This is a genomic window from Ramlibacter sp. AN1133 (assembly GCF_037890035.1).
In the GTDB taxonomy this organism is placed as follows: Bacteria; Pseudomonadota; Gammaproteobacteria; order Burkholderiales; family Burkholderiaceae_C; genus Ramlibacter.
Window position 1 is genome coordinate 82859 of the sequence record NZ_JBBKTQ010000009.1, and the last position, 24220, is coordinate 107078.

The 24220-nt window shown below is 67.2% G+C and carries 29 protein-coding genes; 16 read left to right on the forward strand and 13 right to left on the reverse strand.

From position 1 onward, the window contains the following. Positions 1–81: 81 nt before the first annotated feature. The 6 genes from WG923_RS14410 to WG923_RS14435 all read right to left on the reverse strand — a co-directional run bounded on the left by WG923_RS14410 (position 82) and on the right by WG923_RS14435 (position 5985). Complete coding sequence (locus WG923_RS14410; protein WP_340351676.1) at positions 82–2208, reverse strand: phosphoadenosine phosphosulfate reductase domain-containing protein; 2127 nt, start codon at positions 2206–2208, stop codon at positions 82–84. Next, entirely contained in the window at positions 2184–2561 is a 378-nt protein-coding gene (locus tag WG923_RS14415; RefSeq protein WP_340351677.1) for a hypothetical protein, read from the reverse strand. The genes WG923_RS14410 and WG923_RS14415 overlap by 25 nt, the downstream gene beginning before the upstream one ends. Further along, on the reverse strand, positions 2561–3310 hold the full coding sequence (locus tag WG923_RS14420) for a hypothetical protein (protein WP_340351678.1): 750 nt from the start codon (positions 3308–3310) through the stop codon (positions 2561–2563). The genes WG923_RS14415 and WG923_RS14420 overlap by 1 nt, the downstream gene beginning before the upstream one ends. A 23-nt stretch (positions 3311–3333) precedes the next feature. After that, complete coding sequence (locus WG923_RS14425) at positions 3334–4188, reverse strand: hypothetical protein (RefSeq protein ID WP_340351679.1); 855 nt, start codon at positions 4186–4188, stop codon at positions 3334–3336. A 232-nt stretch (positions 4189–4420) separates the two neighbouring features. Then, complete coding sequence (locus WG923_RS14430) at positions 4421–5089, reverse strand: hypothetical protein (protein WP_340351680.1); 669 nt, start codon at positions 5087–5089, stop codon at positions 4421–4423. Further along, positions 5086–5985 (reverse strand): hypothetical protein, encoded by a 900-nt coding sequence (locus WG923_RS14435; protein ID WP_340351681.1) that lies wholly within the window; start codon positions 5983–5985, stop codon positions 5086–5088. The genes WG923_RS14430 and WG923_RS14435 overlap by 4 nt, the downstream gene beginning before the upstream one ends. A gap of 111 nt (positions 5986–6096) precedes the next feature. On the opposite strand from WG923_RS14435, the gene WG923_RS14440 reads away from it, so the two are divergent. From WG923_RS14440 to WG923_RS14485, 10 genes are all read left to right on the forward strand, one after another. Continuing rightward, positions 6097–6795: a hypothetical protein gene (locus WG923_RS14440; RefSeq protein WP_340351682.1), complete on the forward strand. Its 699-nt coding sequence runs from the start codon at positions 6097–6099 to the stop codon at positions 6793–6795. Positions 6796–6868: 73 nt separating this feature from the next. Then, entirely contained in the window at positions 6869–7045 is a 177-nt protein-coding gene (locus tag WG923_RS14445; protein WP_340351683.1) for a hypothetical protein, read from the forward strand. 11 nt (positions 7046–7056) lie between these two features. After that, on the forward strand, positions 7057–7758 hold the full coding sequence (locus WG923_RS14450; RefSeq protein ID WP_340351684.1) for a hypothetical protein: 702 nt from the start codon (positions 7057–7059) through the stop codon (positions 7756–7758). Beyond that, on the forward strand, positions 7745–8164 hold the full coding sequence (locus WG923_RS14455; protein WP_340351685.1) for a hypothetical protein: 420 nt from the start codon (positions 7745–7747) through the stop codon (positions 8162–8164). The genes WG923_RS14450 and WG923_RS14455 overlap by 14 nt, the downstream gene beginning before the upstream one ends. Continuing rightward, complete coding sequence (locus tag WG923_RS14460) at positions 8164–8385, forward strand: hypothetical protein (RefSeq protein ID WP_340351686.1); 222 nt, start codon at positions 8164–8166, stop codon at positions 8383–8385. The genes WG923_RS14455 and WG923_RS14460 overlap by 1 nt, the downstream gene beginning before the upstream one ends. Further along, the gene (locus WG923_RS14465; protein ID WP_340351687.1) at positions 8378–8671 is read left to right on the forward strand and encodes a hypothetical protein; all 294 of its coding nucleotides are present in this window, start codon (positions 8378–8380) and stop codon (positions 8669–8671) included. Before WG923_RS14460 ends, WG923_RS14465 begins: the two co-directional genes overlap by 8 nt. Next, positions 8668–9930: a hypothetical protein gene (locus WG923_RS14470; RefSeq protein WP_340351688.1), complete on the forward strand. Its 1263-nt coding sequence runs from the start codon at positions 8668–8670 to the stop codon at positions 9928–9930. Before WG923_RS14465 ends, WG923_RS14470 begins: the two co-directional genes overlap by 4 nt. Then, on the forward strand, positions 9923–10768 hold the full coding sequence (locus tag WG923_RS14475; RefSeq protein WP_340351689.1) for a hypothetical protein: 846 nt from the start codon (positions 9923–9925) through the stop codon (positions 10766–10768). The genes WG923_RS14470 and WG923_RS14475 overlap by 8 nt, the downstream gene beginning before the upstream one ends. After that, positions 10761–11387: a hypothetical protein gene (locus tag WG923_RS14480; protein WP_340351690.1), complete on the forward strand. Its 627-nt coding sequence runs from the start codon at positions 10761–10763 to the stop codon at positions 11385–11387. Before WG923_RS14475 ends, WG923_RS14480 begins: the two co-directional genes overlap by 8 nt. Next, positions 11380–12621: a hypothetical protein gene (locus WG923_RS14485; RefSeq protein WP_340351691.1), complete on the forward strand. Its 1242-nt coding sequence runs from the start codon at positions 11380–11382 to the stop codon at positions 12619–12621. The genes WG923_RS14480 and WG923_RS14485 overlap by 8 nt, the downstream gene beginning before the upstream one ends. A 634-nt stretch (positions 12622–13255) precedes the next feature. Here the strand turns inward: WG923_RS14485 and WG923_RS14490 are convergent. Beyond that, a complete protein-coding gene (locus WG923_RS14490) occupies positions 13256–13927 on the reverse strand; it encodes a hypothetical protein (protein ID WP_340351692.1) in 672 nt (223 codons plus the stop codon). 314 nt (positions 13928–14241) lie between these two features. On the opposite strand from WG923_RS14490, the gene WG923_RS14495 reads away from it, so the two are divergent. The 4 genes from WG923_RS14495 to WG923_RS14510 all read left to right on the forward strand — a co-directional run bounded on the left by WG923_RS14495 (position 14242) and on the right by WG923_RS14510 (position 16282). Further along, entirely contained in the window at positions 14242–14763 is a 522-nt protein-coding gene (locus tag WG923_RS14495; RefSeq protein WP_340351693.1) for a hypothetical protein, read from the forward strand. Positions 14764–14956: 193 nt separating this feature from the next. After that, the gene (locus WG923_RS14500) at positions 14957–15442 is read left to right on the forward strand and encodes a helix-turn-helix domain-containing protein (RefSeq protein ID WP_340351694.1); all 486 of its coding nucleotides are present in this window, start codon (positions 14957–14959) and stop codon (positions 15440–15442) included. 89 nt (positions 15443–15531) lie between these two features. Then, on the forward strand, positions 15532–15789 hold the full coding sequence (locus WG923_RS14505; protein ID WP_340351695.1) for a hypothetical protein: 258 nt from the start codon (positions 15532–15534) through the stop codon (positions 15787–15789). A 7-nt stretch (positions 15790–15796) separates the two neighbouring features. Beyond that, on the forward strand, positions 15797–16282 hold the full coding sequence (locus WG923_RS14510; protein WP_340351696.1) for a hypothetical protein: 486 nt from the start codon (positions 15797–15799) through the stop codon (positions 16280–16282). A 20-nt stretch (positions 16283–16302) separates the two neighbouring features. Here WG923_RS14510 and WG923_RS14515 read toward each other — a convergent pair whose 3' ends face one another. The 3 genes from WG923_RS14515 to WG923_RS14525 all read right to left on the reverse strand — a co-directional run bounded on the left by WG923_RS14515 (position 16303) and on the right by WG923_RS14525 (position 18613). Continuing rightward, positions 16303–16731, reverse strand: a complete 429-nt coding sequence (locus tag WG923_RS14515) for a hypothetical protein (protein ID WP_340351697.1) — start codon at positions 16729–16731, stop codon at positions 16303–16305. A 2-nt stretch (positions 16732–16733) separates the two neighbouring features. Further along, positions 16734–17558 (reverse strand): hypothetical protein, encoded by an 825-nt coding sequence (locus WG923_RS14520; protein WP_340351698.1) that lies wholly within the window; start codon positions 17556–17558, stop codon positions 16734–16736. A gap of 80 nt (positions 17559–17638) precedes the next feature. Beyond that, positions 17639–18613, reverse strand: a complete 975-nt coding sequence (locus tag WG923_RS14525) for a hypothetical protein (protein WP_340351699.1) — start codon at positions 18611–18613, stop codon at positions 17639–17641. A 1037-nt stretch (positions 18614–19650) separates the two neighbouring features. On the opposite strand from WG923_RS14525, the gene WG923_RS14530 reads away from it, so the two are divergent. Then, positions 19651–20943: a replication initiation protein gene (locus WG923_RS14530; RefSeq protein ID WP_340351700.1), complete on the forward strand. Its 1293-nt coding sequence runs from the start codon at positions 19651–19653 to the stop codon at positions 20941–20943. Positions 20944–21217: 274 nt separating this feature from the next. Then, positions 21218–22231, forward strand: a complete 1014-nt coding sequence (locus tag WG923_RS14535) for a hypothetical protein (protein ID WP_340351701.1) — start codon at positions 21218–21220, stop codon at positions 22229–22231. 52 nt (positions 22232–22283) lie between these two features. Here WG923_RS14535 and WG923_RS14540 read toward each other — a convergent pair whose 3' ends face one another. From WG923_RS14540 to WG923_RS14550, 3 genes are all read right to left on the reverse strand, one after another. Next, positions 22284–23267 (reverse strand): hypothetical protein, encoded by a 984-nt coding sequence (locus WG923_RS14540; RefSeq protein WP_340351702.1) that lies wholly within the window; start codon positions 23265–23267, stop codon positions 22284–22286. Then, positions 23252–23845: a hypothetical protein gene (locus WG923_RS14545; protein ID WP_340351703.1), complete on the reverse strand. Its 594-nt coding sequence runs from the start codon at positions 23843–23845 to the stop codon at positions 23252–23254. Before WG923_RS14545 ends, WG923_RS14540 begins: the two co-directional genes overlap by 16 nt. A gap of 80 nt (positions 23846–23925) precedes the next feature. After that, positions 23926–24219, reverse strand: coding sequence for a hypothetical protein (locus WG923_RS14550; RefSeq protein WP_340351704.1), 294 nt, complete (start codon positions 24217–24219; stop codon positions 23926–23928). Position 24220: the final 1 nt, after the last annotated feature.

Sequence of the window (24220 nt, forward strand, 5' to 3'; positions counted from 1 at the left end):
TGCCATTGGCGCGGTACGCCCCGCCGCGAGGCTGCCCCCCCGCTTGGGACGTCTTCGCTATTCCCCCCGAGACGCAATCGCTCAATCAGGCGCGGTGCGCTGCCGCGGCTGCATCTGCACTGGGCTGTGCGGCGCTTGGTCACCAGCTGGCGAAGCGCCGGCTTCTCCGATGTCCAGCCGAAGGAACGCCTCCGACCTGCTGCCGGCCTGCGCCCGCTCGCGCGCGGCTCCGTTGCGCGAACGGGTCCGGCCAGCTTCTGCTGCACCGACGCAGCGATCAAGCAGCACGCGGTGATCGATTTCGCCGGCGAGTCCCTGGCGGAACTTCCAATTCGTCCGTCGGAGCATGGCGTCGATCTCCTTCTCCTGGCCGGCCTTCACGGAGATCACGCCCAGGCGCAGGTAGTAGAAGTAGGCCTCGGTGGGCGACACCCTCGGGTCGTCGTGCTGCCGAAGCACGCGCGGCAGTTCGTCGAGCACGAAGTAGGCAGTCTCCGCCTCCACTTCGAGCATCTTCTCCGTGTTGATGTCCATCACCTGGGTGCCGTCCGGGAGCAGCTTGTTGCCCATGCAGCCCTCGGAATCCATGGCGGTGAGTTCGTGCACCGCGCTGCGCAGCCCCGTGTACTGGTAGGCCCAGCCATCCTCCCAGTCCGCCCCCACGAAGAGGAAGCGCTCCGGGAACTCCTTAGGCCGCTGGCACACCGGTACCTCCGGCACGGGGTGCCTCGCGCCCCGGTTGCAGATCTCGTCGTAGATTGCGAGCGCGTGGAAGGGTCGGTGGAAGCCCTGCAGGCTCCACATCGCGTCGATGGCGAAGAGGTGTTCGATCGTCACCAGCTGGAAGCGCGGACGGATGCCCAGGCGGGAGGCCGCCTCCCGCTCCTCGACGTCGATCGTGAGAGAGTAGCGCAGCAGCTCCTCCATCATTGCCGGCGAGTAGGCGTCGGGGGCGATCCGGATGTAGCCCTCGTTGATGGTGCGACCGAGCCATGAGCGCCGCCCCATGTCCCAGCGCGTGTTGCTCAGAAAGTTGCGCAATTGGTTAAGACCGCGCATATAGTGGTATCGCTCCTGCGTGAGCATGTTCTCCATGCTCTGATCGCAACCTACTGCCGTGCACAGCGAGCAGCCATGACGCGCGCCACAAGCCTTGGACGCCTTGGCGAGCTTTGCCATGTCCTCGGCTACCACCGCGCAAGAGGTAGCCATGGCATCCGCGTAGACCCGGAAGGTCTCCTCGAAGTCCGAATAGCTTTCGATGCCCCCGGCGCGCGCCGTGCCAAGGTACTCCCAGACGTCGTCGGCGCTCCAGAATGCCACAGGCGAGAGGAACAGATGGGATGGGTTTCCAGCCGCATCCTTACCTCGCCTCACCTCCACATCGCTTTCTCCGCGCTCTCGCATTCGCCGCGCACGCTCGTCCGATTCTTCGTATCTCGTACCGATGAGAACTACCGGCTCCGCACCGGCACTGCTACACTGCTTTCTTAGCGCCGTGAGAACCTTCTTGCGTAGTTTTGCCTGCGGCTTAACCTTCCAAGACGTTGAGCAGTCACGGTTAGTTCCAGGAAATGGAGGCAGCGCCCGGCCTCCGATGACGCGCGTTGCCCATTGGTCAGACAGGTTCGGGTGCGAGACGTGGATCTCCACTTCCAGTCCCCTACGGCGCGCGAATTCACGGACCTGAACCATCTCGTTCCTGGCGTACGCGGACATTTCGGGGTTTTCGATTCCGGTGTCCGCGTGCGTCACCACAATCGGCGGCACGTCTTCACCAGCGGCCTTCAATTTTGCCGCTGCGCTTAGCAAAAGGTTCAGTACCGTTGAAGAGTCCTTCCCGGCCGACCATGCACAGCATATGGGGTGTCCGCGGCGCAGGAGTTCCGTGATCGCCGCCTCGGCGCGCGCGATCTTCCCATCGATGTCGTCCGGCAGGACGTGAATCTCCGCTTCGGCGGGCTCGTCCAGCAGGCGCGCCAGATCGCGGACGAAGGTCACCGGCCGCTGCACCACCTGCGCGGCCGGAGTAGGGGCCGCTTCGCCTGGCTGCAGCGGCCGCGGCGCGGGCCGCTCCATGAGTTGCGCGAGGACCTCGTCGACCAGCCCCGGCGGCGGCGGCTCCGGAGCATCAGGAACGAAGAGCGTGCCGAATTCGAAGGGCAGTTCGACCTGGTAGCCGATCAGTTCATCGTCGGACGCTGCCACCGCTGCTCCTCCTCGCCCGAGAAACCGTCCGCACCCACCTCCAGCGGCTCCGGCACGTTGGGGCGCTGGTTCAGCCAGGCGGGCGCGCCGGCGCGGGCGCACGCCTCGGGGGAGGCGTACTTGAACCCTTCCAACACCATGTCCGGCATCACCGGCACGGTGCGCAGCCCCACGAGCATCGGGACGGCCTGCGGGCCCCAGTTGCGGATCACCGCTGCCACTTCGTCCTGCGTGTCGAAGCAGGGGGCCTCGTCGACGGGGGCCGGCTGAATGCCGCTCCAGTAGGTGAAGAAGGGTTGATGCGACTCGCCCAGGTAGACGCCGAACTCGTCGGACACCAGCAGAAAGGGCATCAGGCGCCCCTCTGGCTGTCGCGCTCGGAGCTGGCGTTGGTTTCCGCCTGCTCCTGCGCATGGAGCATGTAGGCCTGCAGGAAGGGCGCCACCCAGGCGGCCAGGGCGTGCCCGGCGAGGCCCAGTTCCTCCGCCAGCACCTCGCCGGCGTTTTCGCCGCCCACGGTGAACCCGTGCTGTCGCGCCCGCTCCATGGCAGCATCGGCCGCGTCCTCCAGTTCGCTCGTCTCCGGAAGGTGTTGCACCTTGTCGAAGTCCGCCATGGGCACGGCGAGGACCGTGAGCGCGCCCGCGCAGGCCAGCTTGGCCAAGCCGGCCGAATCACGCGTCACGAAGGCGTTCTCGGCATCCGACATCCATCCGTCGTGGGTCCAGTAGCCGTCGGCGGAGCAGGCGATGTATGCGTGCTGGCCATCCTGGTGGCGCGCGAACAGCTGGGTGACCTCGTCGATGGTGTCTGCCCCGCTGCACGAGCGGCCGTCGACCCAGGCGCCCTGCAGGCACTCCACCGCGTCGTCGAAGAACGCCTGGTACTTCTGGCGATCACCGAACACCTTCCAGGCGGGGTCGGACCGGTCGAAGGCCCCCAGCGGCTCGTAGCCCTGGTCCGCTGCGAGATCCAGCGCACGCTCGTAGTGGTGGCCGTTGCGGATATCGTCGGGCGAAGCCTGCACATGCAGGAACACGACTTCCGACGCGCCGGAGGCATTGCGGGCAAAGACGCCCACTTCGGTCTTGTTGGTGGTCACTAGGCTCTTTCGTTCGTCGCGGTTCAGCACCGCTCTCGAATCCGTTCGGCGCATGCGTCGCGGACGGCACTGGAGAAATGGACGTCCTGCAGCTCCAGCGTCGTGGGCAGGCCGCCCGCTGGAACCCAGGCCGCGAGGGCTGCTTCCATGCGCTGCTGCTGGGTGTCGTCGTAGAAGACCGGCCAGTTGAACGTGAAGCGCGCGAACTGGCAGTCCTGCCCGATGGCCCTGAGGACCTCCTGCAGGTCTTCGGCGTTGACCAGGCGCATGCAACGGTGCTGCAGGCGCGGGTTGTGCTGTTCAAGGAACTCGGCGCTCAGGCGCCCGATTTCCGCATCGGCTGCGAGCACGCTTTGCGCCGCGAGCGCCCGCACCTCGATGTGCGCGCCGCCTCGCTCCACGAAGTACAGGACCACGGCCCGGGGCAGGTCCAGCCCTTCTCCGAACTCCGCCTGCCGGTATGCGAGCTGTACGCTCTCGTAGCTGGGCAGCTCGCCTGCGGCCTCCAGCGTGCGGCAGCAGGCGGCCAAGCGGTGCGCCGCCTCCGTTGCCTCGGGCGTCCCATCGTCGGGAAAGGCTTGCGTCTGCACGTAGGCACCGCGCCAGTGCACGCGCCCATGCCGATCGCGGGAGAGGTTCGCGATTCCGCGCAGCCGCTCGGCCTCATAGGCACGGGTGGCGATCTGGTCGAGCACGGGATCCGAGTGGCGATCGTTGATCGGCCGAAACAGCGGCTGGTAGGAGCAGAGCTCGTCATCCGGCGGGTGCTCGAAAGCGTCATCGAGAGCAGAGGCCTCGAGTTCCGGAGCCTCAGCGCCTAGCGTCTGCTCCGGCTTCTGCGGTTCATTCACGTCCGGTGTGAGGAAGTCGAGGTACATGAGCCGCCGCAGGTTTTATGTTCTGCAACGGTACACGGGCGCATTTCAGATTGCAAACGCCCCGCCCTCTGGGAAAGTCCGGTCCGAGCGGCGGTGGTGGTGGTGCAGAGGCAGCCGGGTAAAGGCTTTCGACTGCTGCGAGCGGGAGCGCGCCGGCTGACGCCGGCGGACATCGCACTGCATCCCTCGGAGGTCTAGTCACGGGCCTGTAGGGTCCCGCCACATGCAGCGGTCAGACGCGCTCGCGGGCCCGCGCGACATGCCGCCCGGCGGCGAAGTCCACCCAGGAGGCCTCCAGCTCACCGACACGATTGCGTGCACGCTCCAGCACCTCGGGCCAGCTGCCGGACGACCCGACAATCCGCTGCTGGCGAGTCGGGGCATTCAAGTCCGGAATCCAGGCGCCGGGTTTGTCGCTACCCAGCATCCTCTCGCCAGGCAACTCGCAGTCCACCGTGAGGCCAGGATCGGCCGAAAGGCCCAGGCGGGCGGCCAGGGCGGCGCTGCGGGCGTTCTCAACCCGGTACTGCGCATGTACCCGTGCAGGTTCAGGGATCTCGAGTCGGCGGGAGATCTCTACGATCGCCAAGCTGGTCGTCAGGAGCGCGAGGCCGCGGCCTTCCGCCTGCGGCGCCGCCGCGTAGCTGAGATTGATGCCTCCAGCCTCGCCATGGCTGCTGGGGGCGGCCCACCCGGCCGCGACCGCGTGCCCATGCTCGTCGAGCGCCGTGACGCACAGCGGCGTGGTCAGAAAAGACCAGCCGAGGCTGGCCATGATGCTGCCGATGTCCGGCCCGCAGATGTCCTGGTACCGGCCGCCGCCAGCTTTGAGCATCTCGCGCACGGGGCCCGGCGAGAAGCCCGTGGCCGTGGCGAAGGTCAGGCCCTCGAGTTCCGTCATGCCCGCTGCTGCATCCGGCCCGGGCGGTCGCCCTCGCGGGCGTTATCGCCTTCGGCGAAGTAGCGGCGCATGATCTCGGCGCGCGAGGGCAGCTCGGCTTCCCGGATGGCGTCCGTGACCGTGTCGAGCATGGAGTTCAGATTGCTGCGGGTGCAGTATTGCAGCCAGCTCACCGCGTGCCGGGCCCAGCTGCAGGACTGCTCCAGCTGTTGCTTGGCGCTTTCAAAGTCCTCGCGGGTGATCACCTTGAAGTGGCGGATGGCGTCGGGCTCGGCACCCCAGTCGGCCGTCAGGACTGGGAGCGCGCCGTAGATCTCCGCGGAGCTGTCATTGGCGTTTTCCTCTCTCAGGCGCATCACGGCCGTACGGGCACCCTGGGTGCCCGTGTGCCAGACCACCAGCCAGCGCCCCAGTCCCAGCCCCTGGCCGTGGTTGGCTTCGTCGTAGGCTTTCATGACCTCCATCGAGCGCACAGGGCGGCCCTTGGCCTCCAGGAAGCGACAGCACTCCCCCAGCTGCTGGGCGGCGGCGCGCTCGCCTTCGTCGTCGCGGAAGCTGTAGTGCTCCACGACGCGCCCGCGCCACTTCACGTAACCGTCGTGGTCCTTGCTCAGGTTCTCCACGCCGTGCAGCCAGGGCTTGACATAGCTGCCGTCGGCGACCGCGTTGACCACGTCCTCCCAGCGCTTCAGGCCCAGCTCAGTGAGCGCTGCACGCCCATGATTGACCACGTGCTGCAGCAGCGCCAGGTCGCGCCGGGCAAGATCGTCACCGTCATGGGTGTTCTCCAGGATCCGGATCGCGCGGTCGACGTCTGCCTGGCGGGCCCGGGCGGCTTCGGCCGCCGCCGCGGCCGGGGAATTGCGGACCGGAATGGTGTTTACATCCATCGTCATTCCGCAATGATGCACAGTTACAGACGCCTTTCAAGCGGAGCCCCCGCCGCCCGTCGGGGACTCCGCGGCCTGTTTGGTGCTGCTGAAACGCCGTGCTAGCTTGATCTCACCATGACACTGATCCTTCCGGTCGTCCACCACCTGAACTCCGAGCTGTCGCTCACGCAGGCCCGACTTGCGCTGGAGCACGGCGCCGACGGGGTGTTCCTCATCTCCCACCAGGGTCTCGACCAGGCCGTACTGCAGGTCGCGGCACGGCTTCGCCACGCGTGGAGCCAGCCCGTTGCCGCCACGGGGGAGTTGCCCTTCGTGGGCGTGAACCTGCTACAGACCAACAACCCCGGCGCCCTGGAGATGGCGGCACGCCTGCGGCTGGACGGAGTGTGGTTCGACTCGCCGGGGGTGAACTCCCACGGAGCCACGCCGCGCACGAAGAAGCTCGTCGAGGACATCCAGCGCTACCCGGACGTGACCGTCTTCGGCTCGGTGGCCTTCAAGTACCAGCCGGACGAGCCGGATCCCGCCGGCGCGTCCCGCGAGGCCCTCAAGCTGGGGATGCTGCCCACCACCAGCGGCGACGCAACGGGGATGGCGCCGGAGCTCTCGAAGATCCAGTCCATGAGCGCGGCGGTCAAAGGGCGCCTGGCGGTGGCGAGCGGCATGAACCCGGAGAACGTCTCCGCCTACGTACCCTTCGTCTCCCACATCCTGGTGGCCACGGGCATCTCGCACGACGAGCACACGTTCGACCCCGCGCGCCTGGATCGATTCGTGGCGGCGGTACGCACTTCCGGGAGCGTCCGTGCCTGAAGCGGCCGAAATCCAAAGGCGCGACTTCGCTGGGGAGTTCTGCCGTCTTCACCTTCCCGCATGCTGCGACGAGATGGTCGAGCTCGAGCGCACGGGCATCCTGCGGGATGGTCGCGTGCGCGAGCTCGCCGCCCTGTGCCGCTTCGCCGGCAACGACGCCCTGCAGGTCGCCCAGGCGATCGTGCACTCGCAGGCCATGCGCTACGTGGCCTCCGTCGCCCACGCCTACGCCCGCGACTACGGCGCATAGGAGGGATCGACATGGATGATCTCGTGATGGCCTGCCGCGAATCGCTTGCGGCAATCGAAGCGCTCTTGCGGGAAAGACCCGGAATGGCCGGCAAGCTCGCGGGGAGCACCACGCTCGGCAACTTGCGAGTGGAGCTGAAGGCGACGATCGACAAGCACTCGTCGCCCCCCCGCCCCTACGGGTGGGTGCGTATCAGCGGCCCGGGACCCGATGGCAGTCCGCTGTTCGTGCTGGGAGAAGCCGTGGCAGGGGCTTGGTCCGCCACGTACATGGCTCTGTACGACCGCGCACCGCAAGGGGCAGATGACGCGCTGCTGCGCCAGGCACTGGAGGCGCTGGAGGCCGAGATGAACGAGGCGTGGCAGTGCCACTCGTATCACCCCAGGATTGGCAAGGTCCTGGATGCGCTGCGGGCACGTTTCGCTGCGGGCTCGCCGGCGACGACAGCCTATCTCGAGCCCGCCCGGCCGCCCGCCGATACCCGAGGCCCGAGCACCTCCGCCGAAGCCGTGCTGCTGGACCTGCTCGCGCAGGTGCGCAAGTTCTGCGCCGAGCAGGGCGAGGCCGAATTCGAAACGGGCGCTGCCGAGGCCCTGCGGCGCCAGGTCATGGGCCTGCCTGTCGAAGAAGGCTTGCAGCGGCAGCTTGATCGGGTCGTCGCTGCCCACCGTGTTGCCGCTTCCGATAAAGGACAAGAGCATGTTCGGGCGTAACTACGACGTGATCGAAGCGGCAAGCGGCAACGTGGTGCGTTCCGTGCGACACCTCTTCGCCGAGCAGCCCGTGGATTGCTGCATGTGCGGCCAGCCGACCTTCAGCCGCCTTTGCGTGCCCTTCTACGAACGCGCCGTGCGCGAGGGGCGCAGCGACGGTGGCTACGCCACCGCCTGTGATCCCTGCTACGGGCGGTGGGAGGTCTGGAACGACAGGAAAAGCCTCGCGGCCCGTCGCAAGCCAGCGCACGGCGGGTATCCCGCGCCCGCGCCGAAGCCTGAGCCGGTCGCGCTGATGCACGTGCAGCCCGGCGCGCAGCCGGACACGCTGTTCTACCAGCTGTTCGTCGCCCCGGGACACCATGGCTCGGCGGCCGCAGCGCATCCTCAGCAGGGAGCTGCGTGATGCCGCGTGTCGCCAGCGTCGAGACCCAGCTCAAAGCCACCCGCGCGGAGCTCAACCGAGCAACGCGGTCCCTCGAGCGGGTGCAGAAGGAGGCTGATGCCTATCGCGCTCGCGCCACCAGCGCAGAGCGGGAAGCGGCCGAATGGAAGCAGCGCTTCGACATTCTGCTGCGACGCGACGCCGCAGCCTCCCAACCCGTGCAGGAGGGCCGTCGTGGGTGAAACGAGAACGTGCGCGCTCTGGCGCGAGCAGCAGGCGCAGCGCCAAGAGATGTTCGAGGCGCTGGACAAGTTGGCGGCCGAGGAATTTCCCCCAGGCACTCGCGTGCGCTGGACACACACCTTCGAGCGCAGCTCCAACGCCCCATTGAAACGCGAAGGTGTCGTCGACAGCCTCTACGGCCACAGCCTCTTCGTGACGATCAAGCCTGGCGGCCCGAAGCATCGCGTACCGGCTTATCTCGCCGAGATCGTGGCGACCCCAACGAAAGTGCAGGCGACCGCATGAATCGCAACGTGGACCACGCGTGGCTGCCACAGGGGTGGACGCTGGAAGTGTTCATGGGGGACCCCGACATCGTGGTGATCAACCGCCCCCGTGAGCTCGGCGGCGGCATGACCACCATGGACTTCAGGCGTAGGGTGTTCTCGCCCGGCTACGGACGCCCGCATTTCTTTCCCAGGGACTTCCAGCAGCACCCCTATAAAGGTCGCGGCTGGAAGCGCACCTTCGTGGGCGAGGCCTGCGCCTGGTTGGAGGCCACCATGAAGGAGGGGAGCGGGGGTCCCCCGCGAGAGCTTGCTGCGCGCGGAGTGGCCGGCCCAATGTGGCCGATGGCGCACGCGCCGCGCAACACCCCGGTGCTTCTGCGTTTTCGCGCGGAGATCCCGTCGCGGCCGGACATGAGCGAGCTGTACGCGCGCCGCTGGATCGTGGGCCAAAACCGAGGCGACCTCATGCACTGGAGCCTGGCGGGCCCCTTCGGCTGCGGCGGCTTTCCCGACGACTGGTTCGAGGGCTGGCAACGCTGCCCCCGGACGTGGAGGAACAGCATGGTTGACCGGCGAAAGTTGCTGGCGGCGGCTGCACTCGCCGGTGACATCGAGGTGCTGGAGTGGCTGGGCGACTGCTACCTGGCGCGCCGGCGCGGTGGGACCGCAACCTTCCGCTGGAATTCGCTCACAGACGACGGGGACACCCTGCGCCTCGCGATCGCTGTGGGCATCGCCCTGGACACGCGTTGCGAACGCGCCGAGGCCACAGCGCGCATCGACGACAACGAATACCTCGGACAGGACGGCTATGAGGATCACGCGGCCGCCGTGCGGATGGTCGTGACCCGCGCAGCCGCCCAGAAGGCGGGCTTCGAGACTGGCGAGCTGGAATTCCGCAACGGCAGGCCTGCCCCGGGCCCGGCGGAGGGTGCCACTTCGGCAGCACCGGTCATTCCCATCCTGCCGGTCACCCCAAGCGGCCTTTCGCCAGCCGGCGAGATCACCTTCGAGCAAGCATTCGAGCATCTCGCCGCGCGCGGGTACCACCTGGACGCGGCGGCCAAGGCGCAGATGCGGACCGGGTGGGAGCTGTGCCTCGCGATGCGCTCGTCCGCGAGCCGGCCCGGCTGCTCGCAAGCGCGGGCCTGCGGCACGTGGGAGCACGACTGCGCCCAGTCCGGCGAGTGGACAACCACCCTACCCGCAACCCAGCGCGAGTGCGTCCTGTGCGGCGCCAGGGCGCCTGAAACCGAGGAGATCGCCTGTGGCTGAAGGATGGCGCTGCTTCCACTGCGACTCGTCGTTCACCGAGCGCGAACTGGCCGCTCTCAACTTCGGCCCCTCCGAGCACTGCGTTCCTTCCTGCCAGGTCAGCGCGGAGCAGCTGCGCGCCCTGGAAGCCACGCTGCGCCGATACCAGGAGGGGGACACCGAACTGCTCCGGGAGGCCGAGCGCATGCGCTCTGATCATCGCCTCGCACTGCGACGCCAGGAGGAGCAGGGCTACGCGCGCGGCCTGGCGGACGGCCACAGATTCCCGGACGACGCGGCGATCGCCGCCGGCCAGGGTGATGAGGCGCCGCTTGCCGTGGCCACGCTGGAGATCCCAATCGAGGGCGTCATGCACTACAGCCTCACCAAGGACGCTCCGAAGCTGCCGCCCGGGAACTACCGCCTTTACCCCTGCCGCCCTCCGGACACCGGTACCGCGCCGACGCAGCACGGGCCTACGCGCGCAGAGCTGGATCTCGCCATGCTGGTGCGCAAGCTCGCCTTCCGGCTCAAGCCGGAAGATCCGCTGCGCAAGGGCGCAACCGAGGTGCTGAGCACGCACGGGTTGCAGGGCTCGCCTCTTCGCACGCCAGCGCCTGCGGTGACGCCGCAACTGCCCCAGCTGCCGCATCCGCTGGCCGCGGTGGCGTCGGAGCTGCGTGCCGTGCGCGAGGCGCTGCAATTCGCCAACGACAGCCCCGGCGGCCCCATCACCGACACGATCTGGCTGCTCCACGAGCCTTGCACGGCGTTCGACGCCTTCGACCTGGCGCTGGAGCGGCTGGAAGCTGCCCTCGCCCCCGTCGCCACCACCGAAAAGGACTCAGCACATGCCTGAAGTGCTCCCCGGCTGCAGCATCAAGGACAACGACCCCCGCAAGAACGGACGCACCCTCTTGGTCGAGCGTCTCCAGGGCCGATTCGTGGTGGCCACGTCCGCCACCGGGACCTCCACGCAGATCCAGCGCGTGCGGATCTTCACCGACGGCAAAGCACGGCGCACCGGCTTCTCCCTCGTCCCGAGCGAGGCCGCGCTCGTGCACCTGCACGTGCACACCCGGCACCCCCAGGACTACGTGCTCCTGAACGAAGCGGACGGCACCAGGTGGCGCGGGGGCGCGGACGGAAGGTGGACTGCGGATCGCACCGGCGCCGCCTTGCCGCTACCTCGAAGCGACACGAAGGCGGCAAAGGCCCTAATCGACGCCGTGATGGAGCAACGGGCGTGGCCTGTGGCGCCGAGCGCTTGCGCCGCGGCCGGCTACGAGGCGGCATTCCGGGCTGCCTCGCGCGGCGCGTCCCCACAAACCGTCGCCTACCAGTACAAGGGCCCGGCCACGGGCCAGCAGTGGTGGCATGCTGATGCGGCCATGTACGCCTGGGCCAACCAGCAATCGGACTACGAAACCCGCGAACTGGGCGTGATTCCCCGTGACCAGGGAGGCTCCCATGCCTGACATCCGGCAGCTTCCCGAGCAGCGCGAAAGGGTCGAATCCGGACCGGTGCAGTTCGGCCCCGACTGGCCCGGCGTTTTCATCCGCGGGGACAACGCCTTCTTCTACGCCGGTGCCCTGGCGGCAGCCCTCCCCGAGATCCAGGACCCGATCGCGCGCGCCGGGCTCGAGGGACTGCGCGCCCTGCTCGCGTCGAGCGACCTCACCGGATTGAGCCGGGGCGCCGGCGGCGGCGCAGAACGCCCCGAAGGAGCGTCCGGATTAAGCAACGAAGCCGGCCGGCGCTTCTACGAAGCCCTGCGCACCCACGATCCGCAGCAGCATCCCGACGCCTGGGAGGATCTCGCCGCGTCCTGGCACACCGTTTACTCCCAGGCGGCCGCGCAGTGCCAGGCCCGCGGCGCGCCGGCGCCCGACACCCAGCCTGAGGAATCGCCGGCGGAGGCGGCGCTGCGCTCGCTCGCGTGCTGGTTGGGCGTGGGCGGCTACAACGCGCCCACCGTCGACGCGGCCCTGTTCGAGGAGAAGATTCGAGAGGGGGTGCTCGAGTTCTCGCAGCTGCACGGCACCGCAGGGCGCGAGCTCGCCCAGATGGTGCTGGAGATGGAGTTGCCGCCGCTGAAGGGCCCGCGCGCCCTGGCCCGCGGCACGCAGGCACGCAAGCTCGCCCGCCGGATCCTGGAGGGCGCGCCGCGGGACGCTGCCGCCCAAGCGCGGGCAACCGGCCCCGCCCAGCGCGGGCCTGCGCCCAGGTGCGACGGCAACCATGGCGGCCAGCGTTGCGGTGACCCGGAATGCTGGAACGATTCGCCGCCGGCGCAAGGCGCCCCCGTCGAGGCCTGCGGCACGGACCAGGCCCGCGCAACGGAGCCTGCCGCCGGCGGCGAGCTTGAAGGCACGCAAGGCGGGTGGCTTGCACCACGCATGAACGTGGCTGCCGCGATGCCCAACGCTGAAGAGATCGCGGCGCGGGTCCGTCGGCTTGCGCGTGGAACCGAGGTCTGGCGCGTGGCCGATCCCGTGACTGGCGCCTACTGCTTGGAGTTCACCCGCAAGGACTGCCTGACCCCGGAGAGCGAAGCCAAGGAATGGCTGGAGGACCACCAAAAGCGCTTTCCAAATGCCGTGCACGCCCACTTCGTGGTGCAGCACTCGCGCGTGTTCACGGAGTTGGAGATGGCTGCGCTGGATGCGGCTGAAGCGCTCGCTCCACAGCCGCCCGTTGTGGCGAGTTGATTGTCGCGAACCCCTGAGGGCGGTCAACGACATCCGCCGGCAGCCCGCTAGCGCTCGCCCCTGCGACGCGCAAGTAAGGAAATGCCCGACCCGTAACTGCGGGACTCGCTACTCCAAAGGATTGCGGTCGTTGAGGCCTGTCAAGCTCCGCGCGCACCCTGGCAGGTACGGTGCATGGCGCTGCCCGCCGCCAGGCCGGCAACACCACCACCGACCAGAGGACCTCCGTTGATCCGCCCCACCGTCACGCGCGCACTCACCGCTCTCATCTTTCTCACCGCCCTGCCGGCTTTCACTCAAGCTACTCCGCCGGCATCTCCCGCGGAAGGCAGTCTGATCGTTTCTGAAAAACTCGCCTTGGATCCTGAGCGGACAAGACACCATGATGATGCAAGCGCGAACAGTTGCCGCCCTACCTCCACACCCATGCGTTGCAGCGCGCTGTGCACCGATGGAAGCTGCGTGCTCACCTACGACAACGGCTGCAGCGTCCGCGTGAAGGTGACTGCGACCTTCGATCCGGTCGCCGAGGAGTGGAGCTACCCTGCCCCCCGGTGTTGACCTGGGCCGAGGCTGCGGCGACCTCCTGGCTGCAGGTGCGATCGAGGAGAGATTGCGCGCCCGACCCCGAAGATCACTTCTCCTTGGGAGCGCGCTTCACGAGGGTGATCCTCTTGCGGACTTCCACCTGAATCGCGGGCGGCATTTCAGCCGGCGCCGTTCCCGATTTGTCCCGGGATGCCAATCTGACAAAAAAACGCGCCTTCTTCGCCAGAGGGGCCAAGGCTCCGTCAGTCTCCTGACCGTTCACTGGCGTCGCTGACCCCGGCTCAACCTGGTCCTCGCCGGACGCGGCACAGGCAACCGCTTCGTGGGGGCCGGGGGCTTCTGCGTGAGATGGCGCGACAACAGGTTTTCGCACCAGCGGGAGATCCCCTCGTTTCATCCCGGCATAGTGCAGCCGTGCAATCCCCTCGTGCGTTACCCACAGGCCGACACGCTCGTCGTATTCCAGCAGCGATAGCTCATAGGATCCGTCAGCGCGGCGCCGCACCCGCGCGGCGGAGATGGCCGGAGGATCCGAGCAGCGGAATATCAGCTCCGTGTTGGCGCTCCTGATCTTGCACACGCTGTCGGACACGCGGTCGACATACACCCGCGTCAGCGACCGCCACCCGTCCTCATACCATCGCGGGGTGCTCGCGCCTGGCACCGGCGCGCTCCAGGCGACGGCTGCCTCGTCGAACCGCGACGAATCCGTGCACCAGTGCTTCGGCCACGGAGGGCCGAGGTCGTCGAAGAACACGCGGCCCCCATACGGGGACTGGTAGAAGAACACGGGGGACCCGCACACCGGGCAATGCGCGTTTGGGTTCGTGAAGCCTTCCGAAAGGCTCGACCAGGTTTCTTTCTGGCGTGCCTCGGAACGGTCACGAAGGTGGCGGCTGAAGAATCTCTGGTCGAACCCGGATTCGAACGAGCCCAGGCCGCCGTGCCACCCACCCCGAAAGTCGCAGGTGCAATCAGGAGGGTGATTCCACGCGTTGCAGGCCATCACCGACTGTACTGCCGCTTGTGAGCGCAGCACCACCTATTGCGCTTGCGGCTAGCATGGCGCTCATGCGAGCCGAGAACCGAGCAGCCAAAGTCACACCCGAGCACAAGGAAGAGGCGCGGCGACTGCTGGTGCTCTGGGATTCCCGTAAGCACCCCTCTCAGGCTGAGTTCGGTGAGCTGTATGGCATTGGCAACCAGGGTGCGGTGAGCCAGTTCCTGCGCGGGGAAACTCCTCTGAGCATCAATGCAGCGCGTGGCTTCGCAACAGGTCTTGGGTGCGGCATCCAGGAGTTCAGCCCGCGGATTGCGGCGCAGGTCATTGACGTAGCGCGCCGCGTCGGCAGGGACGGTCTGGATCAGGAAAGTTCTCTTCTCGCCGCGGTGCTGCAGCTCGCGCAGCGCGACTTGCTCCAGAAACTGGAGGCGCCGCTCCTGTGGTCCTCCATCGAGAAGTTGCTTCCGCTGGGCGGACTGGAGGACTGGGAGATCGAAATCATCAGGCATCTGCGTGCGGCCGCCCCGGGGACGCGATTCAAGCCCCTCGCGGTGGACGGCGACACGGTCGTCCTGGTGAAAGCGCGCTGAGAGGGGCGCGAATCGCAGGAGCGGTCGCGGGGCACACAGCGCCCGCCGTACCTCCACGCCGCACGTCAAAGCCCTTCCGGCTCGAGTCTCTTGGGCAAACAGCAATAATCCTCGGACATTGCGAGGAAGGACCGGGGACATGGGGCGGCCAGTGAGGACCAATGACGCGGCCCTTGAGCGGGCGCTAAGGGACGTGAAGGTGACCGACAGTGCAGCGCAACTGCGCGCCGCACTCGCCGTCCTGCTACCGGCTCAGCAGGGGCTGAGCCTGACCCAGACGGCAGCGGCGCTGGGGCGCAACCCGACGTGGGTCTCCCGAACTCGCAACGCCTACATGGAGGGCCAGGCGCACTTCGCAGGGTTGGAAGCTCGAGGCGGCCGTCGCGGCGGGATGATGGCATCCCTGGAGATGGAGGTCTCCCTCGTGAAGGAGGCGATCCTCAAGTCTGCAGACACGGGTCGCAGCGTTCGGCAGCAGATGCGCGAACTTCTGGTGAAGCAACGCGGGACTGACCCGTCGCCCTCGACCATCACCGCGATCCTGGAACGCACCGCGCCGAGGTTGCTTTCGAACGGCAATGCCCGAGAGGTGGAACGCTGGAGCGCCAGGCTCGCGGAGGTCTACAAAGCGGAAGCGGAATTGGACTTCTGGCGGTCGCCGGCGAAGCGCCGCAATTAATGCCGCTTGCCTTGGAGCGCCGGCCTAAATCGGAGCAGCACAGTCTGCCTTCCAGCCGGCCTCAGGGCCTGCACCAACTCAGGAGCCTCATGCAAACGCTCGTCTACATCGTCCCTCGCGGCAAGCGCGCCGGCACTGCGCTCAGGCCACATCGCTTCGCAGACGGCTTTTTCCGTGCGCACCGAACGAACAGCCGCAACGACCCCGAAGGCCGACGCTGCCGCACCGAAGCCGAACTCATCGACTTGGTTCGCCTCGGTTACCACGTGCGAATGAGCAACCCGGAGGTAGGGCACGCCCCCTCCACCGTCAAGCCCGAGATCGCTTCCCGCGGCGAAGCGCAGTGAGTCGCCCATGGACATCTCCGCCGTACCCACTCACCTCGCCTGGGAATTCACGCACCTGCTGCCTGGTACCTTCCGGCGCAACAAGGTCGAATTTGCCCACCATGAGTACCCGATCCTGGGGCCGCTGCCGGCACAAGGGCCGCAGACACGTCCGCTCGAGTCCTCGCCACTTGAGGGACCATTCCTGTACTTCGTCGTCGACGACCGAGGGGCAGTCTGCTACGTCGGCAAGTCGCAGGAGCAGACGGTGCTCAAGCGCTGGATTCGCACGGGCACCGGCGGCCCGGCGCGCCATTACTGGACGCACTCGACGAAGAGCGGAGGCGCAGTGTTCCGCATCGCGGAGGGCCTGCGGCAGGGTCGCCGCTTCCAACTGCGCTACACCGCGCTGGATGAACTGAGGCGCGCCGGATGGGTTGCTGCCGGCGTACCACTGGACGCGGCGGAGCGCCAGGCCATTGCGACCTTGCACCCGCGCTGGAACAAGATCTGAGCTACCGGGGGGCGCTCGCCTCAGGGGCGCGGCCGGGCGACGCGCGGCCGCTCCTCGCCAAATGCATGCTCGATGCTCCGGGATTCCCGGTCGACGAGCCCAGCCACGCGTGGAAAATCACCTCGCAGCAGTTGCCAGTCACGCCGGCGATACCGCTCCAGCGCCAAGCTGAACGCTTCCGCCTCGTCCTGCTTCGCCAGTTGCTCCAGGTGCTGCAGATGACCGCGACAGATCTCCTCGGCGCGCTGCTGCGCGGCCGCTGCAAGTGCTCGATGCTCCGGCACGGTCCGATGCACCGCACGCGCGATCGGCTGCGCGTGGACATCTGCTGCTCGCTTGACCTCTTCGATCGTGCGGCTCCCCCGTAAGCGCGTCATCGCGTCGCGGCAATCCGCGGCATAGCGGCGCAGCGCCTGCTCCAAGAGAAACTGCGCGGCGCTGGCGGGCACGTTCAGCCCCGAGCGCGCTCGACCGCCCGCGCGTTCTCGCTGGCAGCCCAGTCCGGCAGGACATCCCCCTCCTCAAGGCCATAGGAGTCCGGATCGTCGATGGCGTCCTCGTTGCCGTTCTTCAGGCTGTCCTCGACGTCGCCCATCTCGGCCTCCGACGCCGAAGACCAGCCCTGGTTGATCTGGCATTCGAGGGCGACCAGTTCGCCGCCCTGGCGGTCGTAGACGAAGCGCACGGGAACGGCGGGGCGGCCTTCCTGAAAGATGTGGTCCCAGGCTCCGTGCACGTAGCGGGGCACGGCATCGGCTTCCTCGCCGGCAGCGAGGCGCTTGAGGCGGTGCATGTTCGTGTGCTCCAGCACCGTCTTCCCATCGTAGGGCTTCGAGGGATCCAGCCCGAGCCGCTTCATGACGCGCGTCCAGTCCGTTGCCTCGTCGGTGTGGGTGGCCAACCCTTCGCCGGTCGCGCCCTCCACCACCGAGGAGATCTCCGCTGAGCACAGGAGCGCTGCACGCTGGCCCGGGGCGAGCACCTCCCAGGTGGCACGCAGGAAGTCCTGCAGATCGCCGACCTCGTGGTCCGGGTCGCTGTCCTCGCCGTGCCGCTGCGCAACTTCGATCAGAGACTCCACCACCACCGCCGTGTCCACCGCGGGCACGTGGAGCGCCTCCTCCAGGCGGCCCGCAGCGATCGACAGGGCCTGCGCCGCCTCGGGCGAATCCATGGCCTGCTGCGCGTACGCCTGGCGCATGTGGGCGAGCGCGAACGCAAGCATGCCGCTGGCACGGAGCTGGGCGGTGTCGACCGGGGCGGCTGTCAAAGTCATGATCGGGTGCGTATGGATGAGTTACTCCGATCTTAGGTAGACACAGCTGCAAACTCAAACGCCAACCCCGCCGGGCTGCTTCAGCGCAGCGAGGGCGGCAGGTTCGCTCCAGACTGGCCGACGCCGAAGTGCCTCAGGAGCTTCTCCCAGGCATGAGGGCCCATCCCTCTGACCTTGCGGCCACCGGCGGCCGCAAGGGCGTGCGCCTGGCCCACGGTGGCCACGCCATCACGTTGCAGGTGGCCACAGATGTCGCCAAGCCATGGCTCCAGTTCTGTCACGGGCTCCTCATCACGGGGAGGGACCAGCGCCTCTTTGGCAATCGCCTTGCTTCGCCACCGTTCAAGCTGGGTCGGTCGCGAAGTCAGTTCCAGGCCGACGCTGTCAAGCGTCTGCATGATCTCCAGCACCGTCTTCTCGCCGAACGCGAGCCAGAGTTCCCGCAGCGGCTTGTCCCGCAGCACGCCGATCGTGGTGATGCCCTTCTCCATACACCTGTAGGCGGTGGGCGGCCGAAGCCCCAGCTCCGAGATGGGCGCATCGTCGGCGACGCGCCTCTCCCCGGGCGGCAGCAGCCGGGCAAGCTTGGCTCGCTCCATCGCCCGCCGAATGGGGTTCGCACTCTCTCGGAAGTCCAGGCCCGCGGCGTGCAGGAGACTGCGGATCTGGGCGACCGTCGCGGCGCCCACATCGGGGACCCCCTTGAGCTCGTCCTCGCTGCTCTGGGTGAAGTCCTCCAGCGCATAGAGATTCATCTCACGCAGCTTGCGCACCGCGCTCGGGCGCAGGCCCAGGTCTGCGATCGCCGTGCTTCCTGCATAGGGCGCGGCAGGGCGCTGTGCGGACGGCTCCTCTCGGGCATGCCATGTGAATTCGCCCAAGTTCAGTGAGGCCGCCGGCAGGCCCTGACGCTGCGCGCTGGCCCGCAGTTCCTGGCTTCGGGTGATCCAGTCCTGAAAGGCGCGAAGGCAAGGGACGATCTCCGCGGGAGGCAGATTCAGGAAGTCCTCCACCGAGCGAAACAGGCGCGTGGGGCGTTGCTTCTGCGTCTCCATCTCCATCCTCCTTCAACAGGGCTCCGTGACACGTTGGGCGCACCGTCGCTGCAGGTGCGTTGAGCTTCATCAACAAAGGTGACCGGCTATGGGACAGCGTGGATGGGCGGGGCCGATAGGTCGCCGCCTATGGGACGGATTCCACCATCAGTCGCCTCTTTCCCCTCACAACGGGTCGCCAGCGTCCCATAAGTGGCGACCTGTGCGCGTCGCACCAGGCCGAGTGGCTCGCGCGATCCCATAGACGGTCACCGTACTCCCCACGAAGTGCCGCCTGCGAATACGGATCCGCCACCCCAAAGGGCCCAGTTCGCTCCCATAAACGGCGACTTCACCTGCGTCCCACAAATGGCCACCTTTCAGGGGCCCCTGAAGTCGCCACGGCGGGACACCGCATCCCATAGGCGGCGACCTGTCGCACATCCCATAAGTGGCCACCTATCGCGCATGCATCCCCAGCGACATCCATGGCCGATCAACCAGCCACCAAGAGGCCCTTCTGGTACGGAAATCCCATATCTGGTCACCTGAGCGCCGTCCCATGGATGGTGCCCCCAGGAGCGGACCATTCAGCTCTGTGATCTAGGCCGCATCCCACAGCTGGTGCCCTAGGCTGGTGTCCCACAGAGCGACACCTTTCGCGGGGGTCGCGACCACGACGCGAGTTGCCTAACGGACGCTCGCATCATTGGCGGGGAGCTGCGACGTCCCATAGAGAGGCACCTGACGTTTCGGTCCCAGAGCTTTCCACCTGTGGTCCCATGTCCACACACCTCACGAACCACAGCGGGTGCCACATCGCCCATATCCACACACCTGGCCGACCATGGGCGGCGACCATTCATCCCATACCTGGTCACCACATCGGCCGCCAGCCCGCGCCACTGCGTGATTTCAGCCTGCCAAAGGTATTAAAGGGACCAAAGTGTTTTCTTAAATTCACAACGGCTTGGTGCTTGCCAAAAAGTCTAAGCCCGGGGGCAGCCCTGGGCTACGATAGGTGGAAATCGTCTCTCACCTTGGCCACCTAAGTCACCATGGCATCTCGAAGGCGCGCAACGGAAATCACGGAAGCACAGATCGGCCTCTTCAAGCTGCCAGAGACGCCGGACGCGTTTCGCAAGGCTGTTCAGGTCGTTCACAGCAAGCCCAAGGCGCCGATGTCCATGCTGCAGCGCAAGCTGGCGAACGTCTGGCTGAAGAACGCGATGGCCAATCCCGCAGACGAACAGGGGTGGTACTCCATCCCGGTGCGCGTGATGGCCGTCGACGCAGGTTTCGACTCGAACAACCGAGAGTACCTGAAGCAGTCGGCCGAACAGCTCATGCGCATCGTCTTCGAGTGGGACGTTGTTGCACCCCAGAACAAGCGCGTTCTCTGGAAGGCGTCGGTGCTTTTTCCCGAAGTGGAGATCCGGCCCGACGTGTTGCGGTACCAGATCAGCCGCCAGTTGCGTGATCACGTGCTCGATCCCGAAATCTACGCGCTGATCGACATGAACGTGGTGCGCAGGTTCCGCAAGACCGCCAGCATCCCGATCTACGAGCATTGCGTTCGCTTCGAGCGGATCAAGCTCACTGCAGAAATGCAGTGGCAGGAATTCCGCGACATGATCCTCGGCGAGACGAGCGAGGCGAAGGCCTACGCGGAGTACAAGTATTTCAAGCAGAAGGTGCTCAACCCCTGCATCGCCGAGATCAACAGCGAGTCCAACCACATGATCACCCTGCTGGAGACGAAGATCGGCAGGCGCATCAACACAGTCAGGTTCACGGTTGAACGCAAGGCTGAGCCCGCAGTCGAAGGCGCGATCTCTGATGAAGAGAACCTTGAGCTCGTCGGAGAGATGGTGCGCATGGGCGTGCCGCAGTCCGAGGCCAAGAAGCTTTGTCGCAATCACACCGCCAAGGAAGTACGCACAGCGATCGACTTCACGAAGAAGCGGGCAGCTGACAAGCGCGCATCGAAGCTGGAGAAGCCTGCTGCCTACTTCCGTCAGGCGTTGGCGCAGGGATGGGGAATGGCCGAAGAAGCGAAGGTCAAGGGGGAGAGCCACGCCGAGGAGCCCGATCAGCTCGAACAGGAGTTCGCGCTGCACAGGATGGCCGAGGCCGATGGCTACTTCAAGGAATTGGAGCTGGCCGATCAGACCCGGATGATCGACGCATACAACGCGCAGCAGGAAGTGCCGCAGCTGCGCGTGGGCAAGAAGGCGTCCAAGGCATCGCAGACGGCGTTTTTCCGGTGGCTCGCGCGTGAGACCTGGGGCGAACCGACACCGCAGGAACTGCTCAAATTTGCGAAGCAGAAGCTGCGCAAGCGCGCGTAGCCGTGCCGCAGCTGACCAGGAGGCCGTTGTAGAGCGGGAGCGGCGGGCGCTTCTGGCGCTCGATGATGTGAGGAGGCAGCGCGCGGCCGCGGTGATTTGTGTTTCGCGGCTCGCTGGCTGGAATGTTCACTTCTAGAAATGACGGAGCACGGCGATGGAGAATGAGACTTTCCCCGAACTGGAGGCGAAGCGGGCTATGCAGGCAGGCCGCTGCGTCATGACTTTCATCGGGACCGCGTCATCCCGTCCGAGTTCAGCAGCCGGGAGCCGCACGATGGTGAGATTCAAGCGTGCGCTACTTGCGTTCGGAATACTCGTGGCAACGATGTCGTGGGCGGCACCGCCGTACAAGGGGTCGGGGGCACCCGGCGATCCACTGGTGCTGGACCCTATCGACTTGTTTCCCGGCCCGACGCCCAGCCCGGGGCCGAAAAAGGTGCCGAACGGTCCGGATGGCCTACCGGAGGGGAAACTCAAGGGCCCCACGCCGCAGCAGATCGCAGCGGATCAAGCGAAGCAGGCAGCTGACGGGCTGCGCAAATTCAACGACCTCGCCGATTACTTCAACGTCGACATGCTGACGGGCGAGCTGCAGAGTGGAAGTGGCCTCGTGTGGCTGCTGTGGGAGGTGGGAAAGCGCGCGCTCCAGCCGACAGAGATGGGGCCGGCGCATCCGGTGGAAGATCCCGACACGTACAAGTTCGATGCATACCGGAATGAGCGGGTGCTGCGGCTTCGCCAGGAACTCGACATCGAGGCGAAAAAGGCTCGCGAGAAGATGGAGAAGGAGGGCGGGAAGATTCCGGACGCGCAGGACCCTGGCAAGAGAACGCTGACCCGACCGGAGCTCGCTTTGGTCGCTGGGGCTAACGTCGTTTCCGGTGATGCAGCCGCGGTGGTTGAATTGCTGCTGCGGTACGACCGCAAGGACTCGCCGATCCGAATCCCGGAACCCTCGCCGGCACTCGCCGCGTATCAACAGATCCGACCGCTGCCCATTGCCAATGCGTGCTGGAGCAACGAGACCAAGTTGGCGCGCTCCATTCCGTACACGGTTCCGGGCCGCGCGTGCGCGATGTCGTATCCCAACGGCGCACCCGCGCGCCCTGGCGTCGCGGTGACGCGCCCGTATGGGCAGAGCTGCCGCGTCTCCTGGGGCACGTGCCCCCTGCCGTGGAAAGATGTCGCCGGCGCTGCTTGCGGCTGCCTAGATCCTTACCCGCCGCCAGGGCTCTCTGTGCCGGTCTGGCCCGGCAGGGTGCTGCCAGCTCCGACGCAGTCCTTGTAGGGCGATCGCAGGGGCCGGCTGCCAGCGACGCGAGGGCGAAGACCTCGCGTCCCTAAGCTCCGCGCGGTCGCTCCCTCTGCAGCGCATACCGCGGTACCGGCGCGTCGGCAACCCCCGGGTTCACCACCGCGTTCGGAATCAGCACGATCTTGTCCTCCAGGCGCCGAACGTGCCCTCGACGCAGGTGCTCCCGCAAGGTAATGCCTGTCGCCGCTTCGGCCGCGTTCGCACGCGCGCGGCCGCGGTACCCGTTCGAGGTGACCATCAGCACCCGCGTGTCGAAGATGGGAGGCCGCCCGCGGGCCTCGCGCTTCTTGTTCAGCGCCGCCGGCGCCGGCAGGACCTCGGTGCTGACGTTGGCACACGCGCTGAGCGCGGCGAAGGACAGTGCCGCCAGGACTTCGTCGCCGGAATCCGCTGCCACGAGGTCCGCGGCCATCTCGGGGCCGTACTGCTGCACGATGCGGCTCACCGTGGCGTACGCGGTGGCCGAGTAGGTTTCCGTGCTGCCCTTGGTAGACCGCATGCGATGGCGGGTCAGTTCGGCCATCTGAGGCCGCAACTCCTGCACGCGCATCTTCCCGGGGTATTGCTCCAAGTGCACCACGATCATCCCGAAGATCGGCATCCACATGTCCACCTGGTTGATGTACGAGATGGACTGCACCAGGATGCCTCGACTTGGAGCGAGCTCCACGCCCGTCAGCTCGCCAAAGAGCGGCGGCGCGCCGCGATCGAGGCTCCAGGCGAGCGAGATGCGTTTGCGGCTGGCCACCTCGTGCTCGCCGATGGGCCCGTCGGCCAGGTACTCCAGCGCGACAGCAGGAAACGGCAGGTGCAGCTCCGGGTACAGCCTGGCGACACTGGCCGGATCGTCGATGGGCCGTCCGCCCTCCGGCAGCAGGAACTTAGGCACGCGCTGCAGGACCTCTGCGAACCGAACCATCGCTAGGGTCAGCTCGGGATCGCTGATCTGCGGCAGCTTTTCAGCCCAGTTGTCCAGGCACTGCGTCGTGAGGTTCAGGGGCTGCGCCACCGGAATCTCTCTGCCCGCGTCATCTGGCGCGGCGCGGCGGCGCCGGGTGCGGCGGGGGCGTGCTGCTGCAGCCACGCCTGCTGCAGGGCGCCCAGATCGACGTGGGTGCGATCGGCGGCCGCGACCTTGCGCCAGGTGTCCATCGTCCCGCCGTCGGCCGGCTCGTCGCCGGCATTGAAGGTGTAGGCCCGCACGGCGGTGCAGTAGCCCGCCACCTTGGCGTTGCGGGCGAACATGCCGCCAAAGCCCGGCCGGGCCGGTTCGAAGTCGATCACGGCGCCGCGCGCGATGGCTTCCCGGATCTGGGCGATGGAATCGAAGCCGCACGCCGCGGAAAAGCGCTGGTGGTACCAGTTGGCGGCGGAGCCGGCGCTTTTGCCGGCCTCCTGGAAGTGCCAGCCACTCCCCTGCACGAGGGGGGCCGGCAGGAACAGGCGCAGCGTGCCGCACCATCCTTGCAGGAAGGCGTGCACCGCCAGGTGATCCGACCAGGCGGCGCCGCCAGAGACGGCCTCGTCGCTCGGGTGGATGCTGGCCTGCAGGTCGGCGCACATGGCATCCCACAGCGGCCTGTCCATGACGCGGGTCTTGTCGCGCCCGGCGGTGCCGATGACCGCGAGGCGACGGCCGCTGAGAAGAGCAGCTCCGGGGGAGTGGGTCACCGTGCCGGCCCTCCGGCTCGCCGCTCGCGCTGCTCCATCTGCTCCAGGCGCTTCCATTCCTCGCCCTCTGCACTGGCCTCCCAGTCGGTGAGCGCGTCGTTGGCGGCGTTGTAGGCGCTCTCGGCCCTCGCAGCTTCGCCCTGGGCGTTGCCCTCGCCTCGGGTGCCGCGCGCATCGAAGAGCCAATCGCGCGCCTCGTCCCACTCACGTTCGGCATCCTCCACCGTGTCCAGAAGGGCGGCTCGCTTGGCCGCGAGCTCCTGCTGCCGGGTGCGTTGTTCAGGCGCCATC

What these genes read in the sequence shown, in the direction of transcription:
- WG923_RS14450 (WP_340351684.1), top strand. Translation starts at nt 7,057, where the DNA reads ATGGATGATCTCGTGATGGCCTGCCGCGAATCGCTTGCGGCAATCGAA.
- WG923_RS14530 (WP_340351700.1), top strand. Translation starts at nt 19,651, where the DNA reads ATGGCATCTCGAAGGCGCGCAACGGAAATCACGGAAGCACAGATCGGC.
- WG923_RS14480 (WP_340351690.1), top strand. Translation starts at nt 10,761, where the DNA reads ATGCCTGAAGTGCTCCCCGGCTGCAGCATCAAGGACAACGACCCCCGC.
- WG923_RS14425 (WP_340351679.1), bottom strand. Translation starts at nt 4,188, where the DNA reads ATGTACCTCGACTTCCTCACACCGGACGTGAATGAACCGCAGAAGCCG.
- WG923_RS14440 (WP_340351682.1), top strand. Translation starts at nt 6,097, where the DNA reads ATGACACTGATCCTTCCGGTCGTCCACCACCTGAACTCCGAGCTGTCG.
- WG923_RS14495 (WP_340351693.1), top strand. Translation starts at nt 14,242, where the DNA reads ATGCGAGCCGAGAACCGAGCAGCCAAAGTCACACCCGAGCACAAGGAA.
- WG923_RS14455 (WP_340351685.1), top strand. Translation starts at nt 7,745, where the DNA reads ATGTTCGGGCGTAACTACGACGTGATCGAAGCGGCAAGCGGCAACGTG.
- WG923_RS14470 (WP_340351688.1), top strand. Translation starts at nt 8,668, where the DNA reads ATGAATCGCAACGTGGACCACGCGTGGCTGCCACAGGGGTGGACGCTG.
- WG923_RS14525 (WP_340351699.1), bottom strand. Translation starts at nt 18,613, where the DNA reads ATGGAGACGCAGAAGCAACGCCCCACGCGCCTGTTTCGCTCGGTGGAG.
- WG923_RS14445 (WP_340351683.1), top strand. Translation starts at nt 6,869, where the DNA reads ATGGTCGAGCTCGAGCGCACGGGCATCCTGCGGGATGGTCGCGTGCGC.
- WG923_RS14535 (WP_340351701.1), top strand. Translation starts at nt 21,218, where the DNA reads ATGGTGAGATTCAAGCGTGCGCTACTTGCGTTCGGAATACTCGTGGCA.
- WG923_RS14435 (WP_340351681.1), bottom strand. Translation starts at nt 5,985, where the DNA reads ATGACGATGGATGTAAACACCATTCCGGTCCGCAATTCCCCGGCCGCG.
- WG923_RS14415 (WP_340351677.1), bottom strand. Translation starts at nt 2,561, where the DNA reads ATGCCCTTTCTGCTGGTGTCCGACGAGTTCGGCGTCTACCTGGGCGAG.
- WG923_RS14550 (WP_340351704.1), bottom strand. Translation starts at nt 24,219, where the DNA reads ATGGCGCCTGAACAACGCACCCGGCAGCAGGAGCTCGCGGCCAAGCGA.
- WG923_RS14485 (WP_340351691.1), top strand. Translation starts at nt 11,380, where the DNA reads ATGCCTGACATCCGGCAGCTTCCCGAGCAGCGCGAAAGGGTCGAATCC.
- WG923_RS14460 (WP_340351686.1), top strand. Translation starts at nt 8,164, where the DNA reads ATGCCGCGTGTCGCCAGCGTCGAGACCCAGCTCAAAGCCACCCGCGCG.
- WG923_RS14430 (WP_340351680.1), bottom strand. Translation starts at nt 5,089, where the DNA reads ATGACGGAACTCGAGGGCCTGACCTTCGCCACGGCCACGGGCTTCTCG.
- WG923_RS14545 (WP_340351703.1), bottom strand. Translation starts at nt 23,845, where the DNA reads ATGGACAGGCCGCTGTGGGATGCCATGTGCGCCGACCTGCAGGCCAGC.
- WG923_RS14520 (WP_340351698.1), bottom strand. Translation starts at nt 17,558, where the DNA reads ATGACTTTGACAGCCGCCCCGGTCGACACCGCCCAGCTCCGTGCCAGC.
- WG923_RS14505 (WP_340351695.1), top strand. Translation starts at nt 15,532, where the DNA reads ATGCAAACGCTCGTCTACATCGTCCCTCGCGGCAAGCGCGCCGGCACT.
- WG923_RS14510 (WP_340351696.1), top strand. Translation starts at nt 15,797, where the DNA reads ATGGACATCTCCGCCGTACCCACTCACCTCGCCTGGGAATTCACGCAC.